A 16,891-nucleotide genomic window follows, 5' to 3' on the forward strand; every position below is an offset into this window, starting at 1 on the left:
GTGGGGATTCCTCGTATCGGGGGTGGCGGGGCCCGCTGCGAGGGCCGCCGCCAAGGGGAGTCTACGAGCAGCCGGACGGCCGCACGCGAGCAGCCGCCGGCCACCGCCCCGGCCGCAGCGGGACCGGTTCCGGCCGGCGGCGGCCGGTTCCGGCCGGCGGCGGCCGGTTCCGGCCGCACGGTCCGTCCACGAATCCGGCTGCACCTGTCGGCGTCCCGGCCCCTGCGGCTATGGTGGTGGCGTGATATGCCCTAAGTGCCAAGGCCGGATGCAGACATTCGACCGGATGGGGATCCACCTCGAGCAGTGCGAAAGCTGCCGCGGTATCTTCCTCGACCGGGGCGAGCTCGAACAGATCATCTCCGCCGAGCAGCGCCACTACGGTGCCCCCGCTGCGCCCGGCCCGTCCGGGACCGCGGGCGCGCCTCCGCCGGTGCAGCCCTACCGCGACTCCCCCGCCCCCTATTCGGGCGGCGGCGGACACCATCCCGGCGGCTACCAGGACTCCCCACGCCCCTACAGCGGCGGCTACCAGGACTCCCCGCGCCCCTACGGCCAGCGCCGCCGCAAGAAGAGTTTCCTGGAACAGCTCTTCGACTGACGTGGCCGCCCCGACCGCCTACGGTGCCGCGTACCGCGGCGCCGCCCGCCGGAATGCCGTGTGAACCCGCTGATCTGTCCGCACTGCGGCGACTTCACCGACCGTCCCGACGTCGACGCGACCGCCTCGGAAGGGGCGGTCGTACGCTGTGCGCGATGCGGCTGCCGCGCGCCGTTCCGGCGCCTGCCGCTGCTGTGCGTCACCGGTCCCAGCGGCACCGGAAAATCCACGGTGGCGCGGCTGCTACTGGAGCGGCTGTCGACCGGTTTCGTCGTGCTGGAGCAGGACCTGCTGTGGACGGGCGGGCTGCGCGACTCCGGCACCGAGCACCCGCTGTTCCGCACCACATGGCTGCGCACCGCCGCGATGATCCACCAGAACGGCCGCCCGGTCGTGCTGTGCGGGACCGTGGTACCCCCGGAACTGGAGGGGTTGCCCGAGCGCGCGCTGTTCTCCGGAATCCGCTACCTGGCGCTGACCTGCGAACCCGACGTGCTCGCCGCGCGGCTGCGCGCACGCCCGGCCTGGCGGGAGTGGGACGGGCCCCGCATCGCCGAGATGCTCGAATACGCCCGGTGGGTGGGCGATACCGCGCACGAGATGGATCCGCCCGTGGAGCTGCTGGACACCACCCGCGTGCCGGTGGCGGACACCGCCGACGACGTCGCCCGCTGGGCGGTTCGCGCGGCCGCAGACGGCGGCGCCCCCGTGCCCGGGGACGGCGGGACCGCCACCGGATCCGCCGACGGCCCCGCGCCCGGATAGCGCCGATCCCGGCCGCCGCTGCGCGTCACCGCTTGCGGCGCAGCATCGACAGCAGATCGGACAGGGTCTCCCGCACCGGGACCCCGTCCTCCTCCCCGGAATCCGGCGGCACGGCGCGCTCCTTCCACGGAGCCTCCTCCTGTACGGGCGCCTGGGGAGTGAAGGAGACCGGCAGGCGGGCGAGCGACCGCGCGAACGGGGAGGGGCGCCACTCGGGCTCGGCGGCACCCGCGGCCGGGCGCATTTCGGGCAGCCGGCGCAGCAGCACCCGGAGCGCGGTGGTCGCGATCATGGTGGCGAGGTCCTGAGCCGGGCACCGGTGCGGACCGACCCCGAACGACAGGTGGGCGCGGTTGGCTGTTCCCGCCGCCGCCTCTCCGGACGGCGCACCGGCCATCGACCGGTTCGCGGCCGCATACCCCAGCAGGACGGGCGATCCCGCAGGCATGACGGCCCCGTTGGCCAGCGGCACGTCGGATACGGGAAACATCACCGGATAGCCGACCATCGGCGGCTCGTGCCACAGGACGTGTTCGAGTGCGTCCTCGACGTCCACGCGCCCTTCGGCGATGTCGCCGCGGAACTCCGGGTCGATGAGGACCATGCGCACGGCGTTGCCGATGAGGTCGGCCGTGGGCTCCACGCCCGCCCCCACCACCAGCACGAGGTGCTGCAGCACCTCCTCGTCGCTGAGGCCCGCCCGGTGCTCCATCAACCACGAGGTGGCGTCGTCGCCGGGGTGCTTGCGCTTGCGGGCGACGATCTCGGAGGCGATGCGCTCCAGCTCGGCGTTGGCACGCCCGGAGTCCGCAGCGTCGACGACCGCCGCGAGAGCGGCGGTGAACCGCCGGCCGCTTTCCTCGTCGAACCCGAACATCCGGTTCATGACCAGCAGCGGCAGCACACGGGCGTACTCCTCGACGATGTCGGCCTCGCCCAACTGGCAGAATCCGTCGATCAGCGCCTCGGCGGTGCGGGCGGTGTAGGCGGCGGTCTCCGCGGAGTCGACCTTGCCGAAAGCGTCGGTGACGGCTCGGCGCAGGCGACGGTGCTCGTCGCCGTCGGCGAAGAGCACGTTGGGCCGGTACTCCATCATGCCCAGAACGCCGGCGTCGTCGGAGACCAGCCCGTCGCGCCAGTCGTTCCAGCGCCGGGCGTCGCGGCTGAACGTCGCGGTGTCGCGGCACCAGGCGACGATGGTCGCGTAGTCCACGACCAGCCATCCGCGGACGCCGGGTTCGAGCATGGCCGGCGCGGCCGGCCCGTAGGCGTCGCGCATGCGGTCGTAGACGCGTTTCGGGTCCCGCTGGAACTCAGGGGTGTACAGCTCTGCGTAGGGGCATCCGTCGGTCACTCGGTCGTCCTCGGGGTCGATGGGCATCGCGGGGAGGGCCCGCGAGGGGAGCACGGGCGCGCACGGGTCGGCCCCTCCGCTCCCGTGAATCCGAAACTTCCCGGAAAGGGACTTTCGGCGATTGCACCATAACGCCATCGGACCAGCAGGGGAAGACATAGCGCGACGGCACGGCGACACGGCGTGCGGATGCGGGTGCGCGGCGGAACCGGCAGCACCCGCCATCGCGGCGATCCCGCTCACGCCGACGGGGCGGCGGCAGTGTGCCGCCGCCCCGTCGGAACGGGATGCCGCACTCGAATCAGCGCGCCGGCCCGGCCCGGCGCTCCCGCGCGGGCGACGGTCCGGCACCGTCGGCGCCGCTCTCGCGTCCGCCGGTCCCGCCGGCGCCGGCCAGCGGGCGGAACGCGCGTAGCCGCAGGCTGTTGCTCACCACGAACACGCTGGACAGCGCCATCGCCGCACCGGCGATCATCGGGTCGAGCATCCCGGCCGCCGCCAGCGGCAACGCGAGCACGTTGTAGCCGAACGCCCAGAACAGATTGCCCCGGATGGTGGCCAGAGTGCGGCGGGACAACCGGATGGCGTCGGCGGCCACCCGCAGGTCGCCGCGCACCAGGGTGAGGTCGCCCGCCTCGATCGCGACGTCGGTGCCGGTGCCCATCGCCAGCCCCAGGTCGGCCTGGGCCAGCGCGGCGGCGTCGTTCACCCCGTCGCCGACCATGGCCACGCTCCTGCCCTCTTCCTGCAGCCGCCGGACCACGGCGACCTTGTCCTCGGGCAGCACCTCCGCGACGACCTCGTCGATGCCGACCTCGGCCGCCACCGCCTCGGCGACCCCGGAGGTGTCGCCGGTCAGCAGGACCGGGCGCAGACCGAGCGACCGCAGCCGGGAGACGGCCTCGGCGCTGGTGGGCTTGAGCGCGTCGGCGACGGCGAGCACGGCGCGTGCGGCGCCGTCCCAGCCCACAGCAACCGCGGTGCGCCCGTCGCGGCGTTCTTCCTCGGCCGCGCGCTCCAACTCCTCGGGAAGCGCCATGCCCCGCTCGGCCAGCAGCGCGGGACGCCCGACCAGCACTCGGCGGCCCTCGACCTCGCCCTCGACGCCGCTGCCGCCGATGGCGGCGAAACCCTCGACACCCGGCAGCTCCCCGCCCCGCTGCAGCGCGCCCGCCGCGACCGCGCGGCCGATCGGGTGCTCGGAGGCGTCCTCGACCGCCCCGGCCAGCCGCAGCGCCTCGGCCGCGTCCACCCCCGCGGCGGCGGTGACCCCGGCCAGGGCCATGCGCCCGGTGGTGACGGTTCCGGTCTTGTCCAGCACGACGGTGTCGACGCGGCGGGTCTGCTCCAGGACCTCGGGCCCCTTGATGAGGATGCCCAGCTGCGCCCCGCGGCCGGTACCCACCAGAAGCGCGGTCGGGGTGGCCAGACCGAGTGCGCACGGGCAGGCGATGATCAGCACGGCCACGGCCGCGGTGAACGCCGCGGCGACGCCCCCGATCCCGGCGGCCAGCCAGACCCCGAGCGTGGCCGCGGCCAGCACGATGACGATGGGCACGAACACGCCGGAGACGCGGTCGGCGAGGCGCTGGACCTCGGCCTTGCCGCTCTGGGCCTCTTCGACCAGCCGGGCCATCTGCGCGAGCTGGGTGTCGGAACCCACGCGGGTGGCGCGCACCAGCAGCCGCCCGCCGGCGTTCACGGTGGCGCCGGCGACCTCCGAGCCGGGCCCCACCTCCTCGGGCACGGACTCGCCGGTGAGCATGCTGCGGTCGACCGCCGACGTGCCGTCCTCGACGCGGCCGTCGGCGGCGATCTTCTCGCCCGGGCGGACGGCGAACAGGTCGCCCGCCGCCAGCTCGCCGACGGGGATCCGCTCTTCGCCGCCGTCGCGCATCACGGCGACGTCCTTGGCGCCGAGTTCGAGCAGGGCGCGCAGCGCATCGCCTGCGCGGCGCTTGGAGCGGGCCTCGAAGTAGCGGCCGAGCAGGATGAAGGACGTGACTCCGGCGGCGACCTCCAGATAGACGTCTCCGGCACCGCCGCCGCGCTCGATCGCGAACGTGAAGGCGTGGGTCATGCCCGGTTCCCCGGCGGTGCCGAGGAACAGCGCGTACAGCGACCAGCCGAAGGCGGCGAGCGTGCCCATCGAGACGAGGGTGTCCATGGTGGCCTGCCCCAGCCGCAGGTTCGCGGCGGCCGCCCGGTGGAACGGCAGAGCGCCCCAGACCACGACCGGCGCGGCGAGGGTGAGGGAGGCCCACTGCCAGTAGGTGAACTGGAGAGCGGGCACCATGGCCATGACGATGACCGGGGCCGACAGCAGCAGGCTGACGATCGTGCGCGTGCGCAGCGCGCGCAGCGGATCCCGCTCGTCGTCGGCCGCGGCGGTGCCGCCGGAATCTCCGCCGCGTTCGGCGTCGGAGGGCGGGGGCGGTTCGGCGGAGTAGCCGGTCTTCTCGACGGTGGCGACGAGGTCGTCGACGGTGACGCCGCCGGCGTAGGAGACCCGGGCCTTCTCCGTGGCGTAGTTGACCTCGGCGGTGACGCCGTCGAGCTTGTTGAGTTTCTTCTCGACCCGGTTCGCGCACGAAGCGCAGGTCATACCGCCGATGGCGAGATCGATCCGGTGTGCCGGCTCCTCCGGCGTGTACGTGAGCTCGGCGCTTTCACTGCTCATCGCGTTGTGGCCTCCTCCGCGGCGGCTGCCGCCCGTCGAGAGCGTGCTGGTCGGACTGCCGGGAGCCGCCCTACACAGCCTATGTCTGATACCGGTCAGGGGTATATCCGCGTGCGCCGGAGCGCCGCACCCCGTCTCTGCGGCTTCCGCCTCCGCTCCCGTTCCGGATATCTATACCCTACCCCCCTAGGGTATAAAAAAGGCAAGGCGGCCCCCTCTCCGCCGCGTCACCGCGCCCCGCCGGCACGGCCGCTGCGGGCCGGGCCGGGAGCGCCGGGACCGGCCGCGGGCTCAGTCGTCCTTCAGCGTCAACCGGGCGATGGGACGTCCGCTGCCCGGATGGGGCGCGCACGTGAAACCGGCTTTGCGGAACATGCGCACCGTGCCGGTGTAGACCTCGGCGCTGGGCGCACGGCCGCCGGCGGTGTCGACCGGGTACGCCTCCAGGATCCGCCCGCCGTTGGCACGGGCGTGCTCGATCGCCCCGTCCAGCAGCTGCGACCCCATCCCCTTGCGCCGGCGGCGCGGCGGCAGCCAGAAGCACACCAGCGACCACACCCCCGGCTCGTCGGGGTCGACCGGCCGCACCGAGCGCGAACGCGCCAACCGGACGAAGTCCTCCCGCGGCGCCACCGAAACCCAGCCGCACGGATCGGAGCCGTCGTAGGCGATCAGCCCGGGAACCGCACCGTCGAGCGTCACCCGGCGCAGCTCCTCGCGGTTGCCGGCCCCGCGCTCGCCGGGCGCACACGACACGCTCGCAGTGAAGTCTTTGGCCCGGCGCCGGAAGTAGACGCACCAACAGTGGCCGTAGGCGCCGGTCGGCCCGAACAGCCGCTCCAGTTCCGCCCACCGTTCCGGGGTGGCGGGTTCGATCGCCACGACGGTCATCTGGCCCCCTCGAACACGGGTGGTTGTGACCCAGAACACTAGCGACTCACGTCCCCTGAAGGCACCCTCGCAGCGCCCGACTTGGCCCCCGGTTCCCGGGCCGCGCCGTCCGCCCAGCGCACGGCGGAACCGCGCGTTCGACAAGCACCGGAGGGCCGCCGGGCGCGTTCCGCCCGGCGGCCGGAATCACGCGGCCCGGCGCGCGACCATGCGCGTCAGGACCAGGATCGCCACGCCCCACACGGCCCACGTGAGCAGGGCATAGCCCCAGTAGGCGCCGTCGGGCAGGTCCGCGGTCGAGGTGATCAGATGGGAGTAGGCGAACACGAGGACGGTGTTGAGCATGGCGTGTCCGGCCACGGCCGGCCACACCGACCCGGACAGGTACCGCACGGCGGACAGTACGACCGCGCTCAGCAGCAGGTTCACACTCGTGACCAGCACCTCGCGGCCGTCCATCCGCCCGTCGGTCCAGTAGGCGGCGGCCACGGGAAGGTGCCACAGGGACCAGTACGCGCCGATCACCAGCGTGGAGCGCCAGAATCCGAGCGGCGCGAGCGTGGACTGCAGGTAGCCGCGCCAGGCGGCCTCCTCGCCGAGCGTCGCCGCCATCATCACCACGATCATCGGCGCCACCATCGGCGCCGTGGCAGCGGCTTCCTCGGACGGAGCGAAGCCGACCAGCCCCAGTGACGCGGTCACCGCGATCGTGAGGGCCGGCACCAGGACCATCACGGCCAGCAGCAGACCGAAGACGGCCGACGTGCGCCCCGCAGGCCGGATCCCCAGGCCCGCCCAGCGCATGACGGGAACGGGGTTCCGGGCACCCAGGTGCACGGCGACGAGGACGAGCGCGGGCAGCCACATCACCAGCGGAGTGGCCGCATTCAACACGTCCGAGGACAGGGCGCCCGTCCAGACGGGCAGGCACAGCGCGACCGTGATCGCCATCAGCGTCAGAGCGAACACGGTCAGAAAACGCGGTGCCCACGGCGCCAGGCGGCCGGTGGAGCGGTAGGGAAGCGAGGGGGAGGGAGACCGCATGGACGCGGTGGACTCGGAGCTCATGACTCACCACGGTGCAGGCGCCCCGCGGCCGCGTCCACACGAGCGGCCGGTATCCCGGGGCCAATCAGGGAACTCCCCTGGGGGATCGCGGTCCCTGCCTGCCGCCCGCCTCAGTGACCGCCGGGTATGCGGGTGATCACGCGGCCCGGTCGGCCGGACGGTCGCTCCAGCGTGCGCTCTGACCGGTCGGCCGGGTCGGCGCCGGCCGGATCACCGCGATCGTGACCGCGCCCTCGGTGCCGGGCGATAGCCGCCGCCTCCGGCCGAACCCGGGCACAGACCTGCGACAGGCGCCGGCCCCGGCGCTCCGCTCTGATCGGGGCGCCGGGGCCGGGCGGGACGCACGGTCCGGGGACGGGCGGGTTACGAACCCGCCTTGCCGGCGCCGTCGGACGCGCTGGGCTCCTGCTCGCCGTCCCAGCACTGGACGCCGCGCAGCTGGGGCAGCCGGTCGCGGGTGAAGACCGGGTCCAGACCCTGCTTGCGCTGTGCGACGTAGTCCTTGAGGACCAGCCCCACCACACCGACCAGCGGCGCCAGAGCCATCAGGTTGACGAAGGCCATGAAGCCCATAGCGGTGTCGGCGAGGCTCCACACGATCTGGACGGTGCCGATCGAGCCGAGGAACGTCGCGATCAGGAAGATCACCTTGAACCCGGTCATCACGCCGCGGTTCTCGGTGAGGAACGCGACGTTGGCCTGGCCGTAGTAGAAGTTGCCCAGGATCGAGCTGAAGGCCAGGAGCAGCAGCACCAGGGTGAGCGCGTGCAGCGACCAGCCGCCCAGGCCGGTCTCCAGCGCCTCCTGCGTCAGCAGCGGACCGCGTTCGGCCCCGTAGGTGGGGTCGGTGCTCAGGATCAAGAACGCGGTCATGGAGCAGACGATCAGCGTGTCGAAGAAGACGCCCAGGGTCTGCACGAGGCCCTGCTTGACCGGGTGGGTGACCCCGGCGGTGGCACCGGCGTTGGGCGCCGAGCCCAAGCCGGCCTCGTTGGAGAACATGCCGCGCCGCACGCCCTGGATGATCACCGTGCCCAGGGTCGCGCCGGCGAACTCCTGCAGCCCGAACGCGCTTTGCACGATCCGGTCGAGGACGGCGGGGACCTGGTCGACGTTGAGTACGACCACGACCAGCGCCATCAGGATGTAGAAGACCGCCATGAAGGGCACCAGCGTCTGGGCGACGCGGGCGATGCGCCGAACGCCGCCGAAGACGACCATCGAGGTCACGGCCACCAGCAGCAGCCCGACCACGGCGGTCACCCAGCCGGTGGTCGCATAGCCGGCAGCGCCCGCGGAGTTGGCGATCGCGTTGGCGATGGTGTTGCTCTGCACCGCGTTGAACACGAAGCCGAAGGTCACCGTGATCGCGACGGCGAAGATGACACCCATCCACCGGGCGTTGAGTCCGTGCTGCATGTAGTAGGCGGGGCCGCCGCGGTAACCGGAAGGGTCCCGCACCTTGTACAGCTGGCCGAGGGTCGACTCCACGAAGCTGGCCGCCCCGACGAGCAGGCCCATGACCCACATCCACAGCACCGCACCGGGCCCGCCGACGGCGATCGCGCCGGCGACGCCCACGACGTTGCCGGTGCCGATACGTGCGGCGGCCGAGATCGAGAAGGCCTGGAAGGAAGAGATCGCCTTCTTGCCGTCGGGGGCGGTCTCGGGCTTGCTGCGCAGGGTCCGGAACATCTCCGGGAGCAGCCGCAGCTGCACCGCCCCGAGCCGGATCGTGAAGTACACGCTCAGACCGGCGAGGACGGGGATGAGGATCCACGCCCAGAACACGTCTGTGAACGAGGTGACGAGATCGTTGGCTAGTTGGTTGACTTCTTCCACGGCCCGCGGGGCTCCTTCGTTACGGGGGACGGCACCCGACCCTGCGTACCCGCTACGGGCACGTGTTCACGAACCGGCGCAACCCGTTACCGGATGACGATCGATCCGTTACGCCGCACGCGTGCGGTCGGGCGCTGCCCCCCGGGCCGGGCCGCCGCGCCTGCGGCGGGTCGCGGCCGCCGCTCGCGTGCGGCTCCCCCAGCCTCCACGGACTCCGGTGCCTTCTCGCTGCGGCGCGCCGACCGGGCGGTCGGCCGGGGCGGGCGGACCGCAGTGCCGCGGCCGGGCGCCGTCGATCGGCGGGCCGCTCAGCGCCGCGTGCGTTCGGCGGCGCGTGGGCCTGCCGCAGCCTCCTCCGATCGGCGGGCCTGCATCGGCACAGCAGGCACCGCCGCGTCGGCACCGCCGACCGCCCGCCCCCGGGCCGTCCGTCCGTCCGCGCCGCCGACGGGGGCGTCGGATCGCTCGGGCGCCGGAAGCGTCGCACACACCGCGTCCAACACCCCGGAATAGGCCGTGCCGTAGTCGGCGAGTGCCGTACGCAGGCGCTCCAAGCCGGGCCGCAGGCGCACCAGCATCCGCTCGCCGTGCTCGGGCGCGCCGCGGGCGGCGAACTCCAGCAGAACCGCGAGGTGATCGGGCCGCTCGGAACCCGCTCTGTACCAGCCGCCGTCCGCGTAGATCCGGGAGATACGGGCCCGCAAGCGGCGCCGGGGGCGGGCGTCGCCGCCCGTGTGGTCGAGCACGTCCAGGGTGCGCCGCCGCGCACCGAAGACACGGGCGTGGTGGGCGCGCAGGTCGGATTCGGGCTCGGTCGCGGCGTGGTCGCATAGCCGGGTCAGGGCGCGGCGCGCCGGGATCGCCGGAAGCTCCAGCAGAGCGCGGCGGACGAGCGGGAGCCGCTCGTAGAAGCGGGTATCCGGCGGTCCGAGCAGGACCGAGGCTGCACGGCGGAGCACCGCTTCGGCCTCCGACTCCTCCAACGGTCCCTGCCGAGCGCGGACCGTCCCGGTCGTGCCTCCCCCCGGCTGCGGCGGCCCGGGGGCGTCGGCTCGTGCGCCCCGCCGGGACGGTACAGGCGCCGTCGACGCAGCGTGCGGATCGCGGGGACGACCGACGGCAACAGAACCGAAAACATCGTTTATCTCTGCTGGGTATTGCCCGTCCGAAGATTCCCGAGACCGGGTCAGATAGGCGTCGAAACCCACGATCCCGTCGACGAAACCCGCGCTCTGTCCTGGTCTTTTACCGACAACATCCACTTGCACCACTCGCCTTTTGCGTGTCCGTGGCCCACCCCGGACGCAAATCCGCGGCTACCGGGGCAGAGCAGACCCATTAAGTGGAAACATACCCAAGAGAACCGCTTTTCCCCACACGGGATGCATTCCGAATTTCCCGTTTCGCCGGTGCGGGCGCGGACAAGTCCCGCGAAACACCCGGTACTGCGGGATGCGCACCGGCACCGTGCGACGCGGTAGCGGCGGCGCAACAGCGCTGCCTCAGGCCGCCGCGTCCGCGGCGCGCACCAGCGCGGCCGCGCGGACGCCGACGCGGACCCGCTCCAGCGCACGCACACCCTCCGGAAGCGGGACTTTGCGGGTGCGCGCAGTCACCGCCAGCACAGCGTGGCCGGGCACCACGGCAGCCAGCGCACGCACGAGAGCGGGTACGGGATCGCCCGCGGGCGCAGCACCCGAGAATGCGGTGAGGCCGCCGTAGGGCACGTCGGTGAGGACGAGGTCGACCGGGTGCTCGGGCACGACCGGTGCGAATGCGTCGCCCGCCCGCACCCGGTGACCGAGATCGCCGCCCAGCCCGTCCAGCCGCTCGGCCAGCCGCGCAGCCGTGCCGGCGCGTTCGAGCAGAGCGGGTTTGGACAACTCCGCGGCGTCGGCGCGCAATCCGCGTTCACGGTCGGCCAGGCCGGACCGGGTCAGCAAGGCCAGGTTGCGCTCGGCGATGGACAGCGCGGCAGGATCGGTGTCGGTGGCCAGCAGCCGGCTCAACCGGTCGCGATGCAGCAGCCCGACGGATGCCGCCAGGTGCCCGCTGCCGCAGCAGGGGTCCCACAGCGAGAGCGGTGCGTCCGGAAGGCGGGCGGCAGCGCGCTGGAAGAGCTCATCCGCCAGGCGGACGGGGAAACCGGGGTGGCCCGGCGCTGAACGGAGGACGTTTCCACTAGCCAAGTCCGACTGGTCGCGGCGCTCGGTCGCGTAGCGGTAGGCCACGGTATCCCTTCGCGGTTCCAGCGCGGCCGATCGCCGACGCGGAAAACGGGGATGGGCGGTCCTGACGGGATTTGAACCCGCGACCTCCACCTTGACAGGGTGGCGAGCACTCCTCACTGCTCCACAGGACCTCGGTGCGCCGGAACCCTCGGTTCCGCCGCGCACTCGCACCACTATAGCGCCCTTCGCGAGTGCTCCGCACCCGAAAGGTCCGCCGCACCCGATCCCCCGCGACCCGAATCCCCCTGCACGCCCGGCCGGACGGCGCTCGCCCCGCAGCGGTGTGTCCGACGTCTCCACCCGGCCGGCGCGGACGGCGGCGGGACTCCCGCATCCCGGCGGCGGCGCGCGACCGCCGCCGGGGGCTACAGTGCGGGCAGGGGGACCGCCGCGGCCGGCGGCCCGCTCGGATTGTCAGCGTAGGAGGCAGCACCGCCGACGACCGGCATTCGGCGGCGGCCGGAGGGATCGCACGTGAACGACCCGGAGCCCAGCACCGAACCAGCCCAGCACGACGACTCCGCGGCGCAGTCCGACCCCAGGATGCCGCCGGCGCACACCAGCGGACGCGTGGACCGCTGGGTGTGGGCGGTGCGCCTGGCCAAGACCCGCGCCGACGCCGCCCAGGCGTGCCGCGGCGGGCACGTGCGCGTCAACGACCGGCCCGCCAAGCCGGCGACGGCCGTCCGCGAAGGCGACGAGGTGCAGGTGCGGCTGAACGGGGTGACCCGCGTCGTCGACGTGACCAGGGTCATCGACAAGCGCGTGGGCGCCCAGGTCGCCCGCCGCTGCTACACCGACCGCAGCCCCGAGCCCACGCCCCAGCCGCGAGGCGCGGTCCTGCGCCGCGACAAGGGTGCGGGCCGTCCCACCAAGCGCGACCGGCGCCAGATCGAACAGCTGCGCCGCGAAGGGCTCTGACGGACTGTCGGGCGTCGGCGGATCGGACACCGCGTCATTCCGCTTCGCCGTCGCGCCGGGACCGCGAGTCATCGGAGGCGTCGCTGCCGGTGCGGTCCCGGCGCCTGCGCGACATCCCGCGGAACACCCACGCGGCGTCGAGCATCGCCAGGCACACCAGCCCCCATGCGACGGTCGCGAAGCTCCAGCCGTCGGCGCTCGCGATGGCGGCGCAGACGGCGCCTGCGATCACCGCGCACAGCAGCGCCACCCACACCGTCCAGCGCCCGATCACCCGGAACCCTCCTCCTCCGCTTGCGGCACAGCCGATCGCCCGTGTCCCGGCGGGCAGGAACGGGGCGTTCGCGCCTCTTCCGCCCGTCGAGCGCAGCGACCGCTCCGACCACCCGCGGCGGTCGCCGTCCGATGGAGGCTACCGGGCGCCGACGCCCCCGGCCGGCGGCGGTCCCCCGCCGCGGTCGGGAACCTCCGAGACGGAACCCGCCGCCTTCGGAGCCGGTCCGTCCGCCGCCACGGCCGCGCCGACACCGAAAAAAGCCCGGCGCCTCTTCGGCTCCGGGCTTCTTCGCTGTTCAGACGAGGTGGCCAGGGACGGGGTCGAACCGCCGACCTTCCGCTTTTCAGGCGGAACAACCGCCCTGATCACCCGTGACAGCCGTCTTCGGGTAGAGGCTACCGGCCGTGCGTGGGTGGGGGTGGTTGCTGCCGTTGCTGTCACGGTTGCTGTCAGACGGCGGGCCTTCCGACCTGCCCAGCGGACGGCGGCAGGTGGGGCACCGACCGGAGCGGATGACGCCGCAGCCCCCTCCCCCGCCATCCATCCGGCAACCACAGTGGCGAGCGACCACGGTCCCGGTCCGAGGTGCTTGGTCGCGCTGGTGCCGGCAACCAGAGACAGGCAGGGTCGCGCGACCGAGTGCCTCGGGACCGAGAACGTCATCAACCCGAGTTCTACCAAAAGGCAACGGCTTGTCGACGCGGAGCGTCACCATGGGCACGGTGCCCTTCGTTGCCCTGCGGGAAGGGTCGGCCTGGCATGCGCGAGAGAACCCGACGGCGGCTGTGGGCGTGCTCGGGACCGGGCGCCAGCCCGCAGCCCGAGCACGCCCACAGCAAGCCGCAGCGACGGCGCGCAGCGCCGACGCCTTGATTCCGTACAGCTCAATTCGGCAACTCTTGATCAGATTCAGACACGGGGGTTTCTTGACCCGAGTTGCTAGGATGCCTTGTTTTCGACTCAGAAAAGTAATGCAGGAGTCGCGCAAACGTATCAGCCGAATCGTGATCATGGACTTCAAGGTACGCTTGAGCGTCTCCCCGAATAGACTCATCAAGGTGTAGCATTTCATGCAGAGCATCGTCCACTTCCTCAAAGAACCCTCGCTGCTGTAGCGCCCAAACAAAGGAGCCAATCCACTGCCCTTCATTTTCGGGTCGAATGCGTGGCGCAAGATTATCAAGAAAGTCGGCGACAGCTTGAGCAACGGGGATTGTTATATAATCCAAGTATGCAGCGTTAGCCAGGATATTGTATGCCGACCGCGATTGCGCAGTTGATTGGACCAACAGGACTGCACACATAGCTCCAGTAATAATGATTACCCACGGACGTCCATTCAGAGGAACAACGAAGGACAGAAAAACGAGTGCCGGAACGATACCCATTCGAAGCTCAGCCTCATTTTTTGCTCGATCATAATCCTGGTATTGAGTAGGTGCCACCTCAGACAACTGCGGGGCACCGTACGGAAGGTCATTAACTGCTCGCTCCACGGGAAACATGAGCGAAGCCCCCGCGGGCACTCCTGCCTTACTTAGAGTTCTAGTTACGGAATCTATCACCATCCCCCTCGCCTGTACACTAGCCGGCCGAGAAACCCTTTCCAACCTATCCAACGAGAAGAATAGTCTCCGAATTATGTGCCGAGACGTTGCTTTCGCCATTCGCGAAATGAAGTTCTGCAGGCATCGCCTTGCAAAGGACATGACTCCTTGCAATGCAGGCGTAAGCATTCCGGTCGCGAGGTTTCCAAGAAGATACGCAAGACTCGCCGCCACCGGAAGAAGAAGAGCCGAGTACCAATTCTCTGGAATACCCAGAAGAACATCTAGCGTCGGGCCATCTTGGACTAATGATGACTTATAGGGAGCCAGAACAAGCACGACATTCAGGAGCCAAACAAACCCAACAAGGACAGGCGTTCTAAGTTCTCTTAACCCTGGAACCAAGGAACCAAATATAGCCATTCTGGTAATTCAATCTTCAACATGAGCGTGCTGAATTTGACATTAACCACACGGTCGGCGTGCGTTTCAGGGATTAGACTATCCGCGATCGTTGTAGCCTGCTGCGCGATCTGGCCTTTTCCGCTTCCTAGCGGCACTTCACAACGCACCACGTCATACGCTCGGCCGGTCCGCCTTGGCTGCCCCAGCTCTTGGCGACCGCGTTCACGAGGGTCAGCCCGCGCCCGCGGTCGGTGTCGGGCTTGAAGTCCTCCATGTAGGGCGTGCTGGACGTGGTGCCGGCGTCGTGGACGGTGATCAGGACACCCTCGTCGGCCGTGTGCTCAAGCATGACGAGGAAGCCGGTGGTCCAGGTGCCCGATTCGGTGTGCTGGATGGCGTTGGTGGCGAGTTCGCTGGCGACGAGGACGGCGTCGTCGGCTTGGGGGCAGTCGGCCAGTCGGTTCGTGATGAACCGGCGCACGTCCCGCACGGAGGAGGGGCTTCCGGGGAACCAGCGGCAGGCGGCGACGCGGGTCCGGTCGGCGTCGTTGGGGTGGAGGGTCATACGCCTCACCTCAGTGAGTTCGGCACCTCACAAGACAGTGAGCTGCATGTCTAGTACTATAAGTACGGCTACCGTACATTAGGTGCCTGGTACTTGCACTACGTTTGGAAGACAATTAGTGCGACTAGTGATGTCGACGTGAGGTGAGGAGACGCCATGTTCGGACTGGCGGTGCGGTTCACGCTGAAGGACGAGGAGAGCGCGTCAGGCTTCGATGCGCTGGTGGCGGAGACGCTTCCGCAGATCCGCGAGGGTGAACCGGGCACCCTCGTCTACGCGGTGCACCGGGTGGAGGACAAGCCGCTTGAGCGGTACTTCTACGAGCTGTACCGCGACCGGGCCGCCTTCGACGCCCACGAGCAGCAGCCGCATGTGAAGCGGTTCCTCGACGCGCGCGGCCAGTACCTCGCATCCGTCGAAGTCGACTTCCTGACGGTGCAGGACGCCAAGGGAGTTACCGGGTGAGCAACGAGTATCAGAAGGCGCTCGGGCGCAAGATCGCCCAGCACCGCAAGCGCCGCGGACTCTCCCAACGGGAGTTCGCCGGCCTCGTCGACCGCTCGGAAGCCTGGGTCTCCCAGGTCGAGCGGGGTGTCCGCCGGATCGATCGCATGTCGGTTCTGGAAGGCGTCGCAGACGTCCTCGAAGTGCCGCTCTCCGAGTTGGCCGCCGAGTCGCCGATCGTCGCCTCGACCTCCGACGAGGCTCCCGGCAGTAGTCGCCTGCGCTTGGTCTTGAGCCGCGCTCATGCGCTGAGCGCGATCCTCGGCAACGGCGGCGCCACCCCTGACGTGGACGATCTGCGCCGGCGGACCGAGCAGGCGTGGACCCTGACGCACGCAAGCCAGTACATGGAGTTGACGGAACTCCTGGAAGCGCTGATCCCGGGTCTGGAGACCGCCGCGCGCTCAGTGCCCAACGGTGAGCGCTTGCCGCTGTTCCGCCTGCTCAATTCCACCTATCAGGCATGCTCGTCAGCGTTGACCAAGCTGGGCGAGTACGAGGCGGCGTGGATCGCCGCTGATCGGGCGATAACAGCGGCCGAACGGGCGGATGATCCGCTGCTGATGGCCGCCGGTGAGTTCCGGCTGTGCCTGACCTTCCAGGGGTCGGGCTACTACGAGCAGGTGGAAGCGACCGCGGGCACCTCGTGCGAAGCGCTGTCGAACCTCGCCGAGCAGGGGGACAACGAGGCCATGTCCCTCGTCGGGGCGCTGACCCTGCAACGCGCCGTCGCTGCGGCTCGGCGCAACGAGGCCACCGCCGCCTATCGCCACATCGCGTATGCGCGCTCGGTCGCCGAGCGCTTGGAGGGCGACCGCAACGACTACAACACCGAGTTCGGGCCGACCAACGTCGCGCTTCACGAGGTCGGGGTCGCTGTGGAGCTCGGGGACGCCGGTGTCGCCCTGCGGGCCGCGGACGGGGTCGACGCGTCCGGGCTGTCCTCCGAGCGCCAAGGGCGGTTCCTGATCGACGTGGCGCGCGCACATCTTCAGCGCCGCAGCGCCGATAGCGCCGTCTCGGCGCTGGAACGGGCTGAGCGGATCACACCTGAGCAGGTGCGTAGTCATCCGCTGGTGCGCCAAGCACTCGGTGACCTGCTGACGGTTCAGGACCCTCCGGGGCCGGCCCTGCAAAGTCTCGCCAGACGTGCGGGCGCACTCTGAGTACGAACTAGTACTTGAACTACTAGACACAACTAAAAGTACGGGTTAGCGTGTGGGTTGTCGCCGCTCGCCTT

General features: G+C 70.7%; 15 protein-coding genes and 2 tRNA genes. 5 read left to right on the top strand and 12 right to left on the bottom strand.

Going from position 1 to position 16,891, the window contains the following annotated elements:
• Positions 1 to 241: 241 nt before the first annotated feature.
• Together HNR25_RS10205 and HNR25_RS10210 are read left to right on the top strand one after the other, a co-directional pair.
• Positions 242 to 601, top strand: coding sequence for a TFIIB-type zinc ribbon-containing protein (locus tag HNR25_RS10205; protein WP_184634463.1), 360 nt, complete (start codon positions 242 to 244; stop codon positions 599 to 601).
• Between the two features lie 60 nt (positions 602 to 661).
• Complete coding sequence (locus HNR25_RS10210; protein ID WP_184634465.1) at positions 662 to 1,366, top strand: ATP-binding protein; 705 nt, start codon at positions 662 to 664, stop codon at positions 1,364 to 1,366.
• Between the two features lie 25 nt (positions 1,367 to 1,391).
• On the opposite strand, the gene HNR25_RS10215 is transcribed toward HNR25_RS10210, so the two are convergent.
• The 8 genes from HNR25_RS10215 to HNR25_RS10250 all read right to left on the bottom strand — a co-directional run bounded on the left by HNR25_RS10215 (position 1,392) and on the right by HNR25_RS10250 (position 11,563).
• On the bottom strand, positions 1,392 to 2,747 hold the full coding sequence (locus HNR25_RS10215) for a cytochrome P450 family protein (RefSeq protein ID WP_246463560.1): 1,356 nt from the start codon (positions 2,745 to 2,747) through the stop codon (positions 1,392 to 1,394).
• 274 nt (positions 2,748 to 3,021) lie between these two features.
• A complete protein-coding gene (locus HNR25_RS10220) occupies positions 3,022 to 5,400 on the bottom strand; it encodes a heavy metal translocating P-type ATPase (protein ID WP_184634467.1) in 2,379 nt (792 codons plus the stop codon).
• Positions 5,401 to 5,691: 291 nt separating this feature from the next.
• Positions 5,692 to 6,291, bottom strand: a complete 600-nt coding sequence (locus tag HNR25_RS10225; protein ID WP_184634469.1) for a GNAT family N-acetyltransferase — start codon at positions 6,289 to 6,291, stop codon at positions 5,692 to 5,694.
• Positions 6,292 to 6,477: 186 nt separating this feature from the next.
• Positions 6,478 to 7,359 (bottom strand): CPBP family intramembrane glutamic endopeptidase, encoded by an 882-nt coding sequence (locus HNR25_RS10230; RefSeq protein WP_184634472.1) that lies wholly within the window; start codon positions 7,357 to 7,359, stop codon positions 6,478 to 6,480.
• Positions 7,360 to 7,722: 363 nt separating this feature from the next.
• Positions 7,723 to 9,201 (bottom strand): alanine/glycine:cation symporter family protein, encoded by a 1,479-nt coding sequence (locus HNR25_RS10235; protein ID WP_184634473.1) that lies wholly within the window; start codon positions 9,199 to 9,201, stop codon positions 7,723 to 7,725.
• Between the two features lie 308 nt (positions 9,202 to 9,509).
• Positions 9,510 to 10,184 (bottom strand): nitrate reductase molybdenum cofactor assembly chaperone, encoded by a 675-nt coding sequence (locus HNR25_RS10240; protein WP_184634475.1) that lies wholly within the window; start codon positions 10,182 to 10,184, stop codon positions 9,510 to 9,512.
• 519 nt (positions 10,185 to 10,703) lie between these two features.
• Positions 10,704 to 11,432: an rRNA methyltransferase gene (locus HNR25_RS10245; protein ID WP_184634477.1), complete on the bottom strand. Its 729-nt coding sequence runs from the start codon at positions 11,430 to 11,432 to the stop codon at positions 10,704 to 10,706.
• 56 nt (positions 11,433 to 11,488) lie between these two features.
• A tRNA-Asp gene (locus HNR25_RS10250) sits at positions 11,489 to 11,563 on the bottom strand.
• A gap of 412 nt (positions 11,564 to 11,975) precedes the next feature.
• Between HNR25_RS10250 and HNR25_RS10255 the strand changes: the two genes are divergently transcribed.
• Complete coding sequence (locus HNR25_RS10255; RefSeq protein WP_184639130.1) at positions 11,976 to 12,353, top strand: Hsp15 family ribosome-associated heat shock protein; 378 nt, start codon at positions 11,976 to 11,978, stop codon at positions 12,351 to 12,353.
• A gap of 34 nt (positions 12,354 to 12,387) precedes the next feature.
• Here HNR25_RS10255 and HNR25_RS10260 read toward each other — a convergent pair whose 3' ends face one another.
• The 4 genes from HNR25_RS10260 to HNR25_RS10275 form a co-directional block, all read right to left on the bottom strand.
• Complete coding sequence (locus HNR25_RS10260; protein ID WP_184634479.1) at positions 12,388 to 12,627, bottom strand: hypothetical protein; 240 nt, start codon at positions 12,625 to 12,627, stop codon at positions 12,388 to 12,390.
• Between the two features lie 308 nt (positions 12,628 to 12,935).
• Positions 12,936 to 13,034 (bottom strand) — tRNA-Phe (locus HNR25_RS10265).
• Positions 13,035 to 13,514: 480 nt separating this feature from the next.
• Positions 13,515 to 14,084 carry a hypothetical protein gene (locus HNR25_RS10270; protein ID WP_184634481.1) on the bottom strand — a complete coding sequence of 190 codons (570 nt, stop codon included), beginning with the start codon at positions 14,082 to 14,084 and terminating at the stop codon, positions 13,515 to 13,517.
• A gap of 643 nt (positions 14,085 to 14,727) precedes the next feature.
• Positions 14,728 to 15,147 (bottom strand): ATP-binding protein, encoded by a 420-nt coding sequence (locus tag HNR25_RS10275; RefSeq protein WP_184634483.1) that lies wholly within the window; start codon positions 15,145 to 15,147, stop codon positions 14,728 to 14,730.
• Positions 15,148 to 15,303: 156 nt separating this feature from the next.
• Here HNR25_RS10275 and HNR25_RS10280 point away from each other — a divergent pair, with 156 nt between their 5' ends.
• Both HNR25_RS10280 and HNR25_RS10285 read left to right on the top strand, forming a co-directional pair.
• A complete protein-coding gene (locus HNR25_RS10280; RefSeq protein WP_184634485.1) occupies positions 15,304 to 15,612 on the top strand; it encodes a putative quinol monooxygenase in 309 nt (102 codons plus the stop codon).
• A complete protein-coding gene (locus HNR25_RS10285; RefSeq protein WP_184634487.1) occupies positions 15,609 to 16,817 on the top strand; it encodes a helix-turn-helix domain-containing protein in 1,209 nt (402 codons plus the stop codon). The genes HNR25_RS10280 and HNR25_RS10285 overlap by 4 nt, the downstream gene beginning before the upstream one ends.
• The last annotated feature ends 74 nt before the right edge of the window (positions 16,818 to 16,891 follow it).

Source organism: Streptomonospora salina (assembly GCF_014204715.1).
Lineage (GTDB): Bacteria > Actinomycetota > Actinomycetes > Streptosporangiales > Streptosporangiaceae > Streptomonospora > Streptomonospora salina.

Bases quoted from the DNA above. Each gene is read 5' to 3' on its own strand.
- HNR25_RS10220 (WP_184634467.1), bottom strand. From the start codon at position 5,400: ATGAGCAGTGAAAGCGCCGAGCTCACGTACACGCCGGAGGAGCCGGCA.
- HNR25_RS10255 (WP_184639130.1), top strand. From the start codon at position 11,976: ATGCCGCCGGCGCACACCAGCGGACGCGTGGACCGCTGGGTGTGGGCG.
- HNR25_RS10230 (WP_184634472.1), bottom strand. From the start codon at position 7,359: ATGAGCTCCGAGTCCACCGCGTCCATGCGGTCTCCCTCCCCCTCGCTT.
- HNR25_RS10225 (WP_184634469.1), bottom strand. From the start codon at position 6,291: ATGACCGTCGTGGCGATCGAACCCGCCACCCCGGAACGGTGGGCGGAA.
- HNR25_RS10275 (WP_184634483.1), bottom strand. From the start codon at position 15,147: ATGACCCTCCACCCCAACGACGCCGACCGGACCCGCGTCGCCGCCTGC.
- HNR25_RS10280 (WP_184634485.1), top strand. From the start codon at position 15,304: ATGTTCGGACTGGCGGTGCGGTTCACGCTGAAGGACGAGGAGAGCGCG.
- HNR25_RS10215 (WP_246463560.1), bottom strand. From the start codon at position 2,747: ATGCCCATCGACCCCGAGGACGACCGAGTGACCGACGGATGCCCCTAC.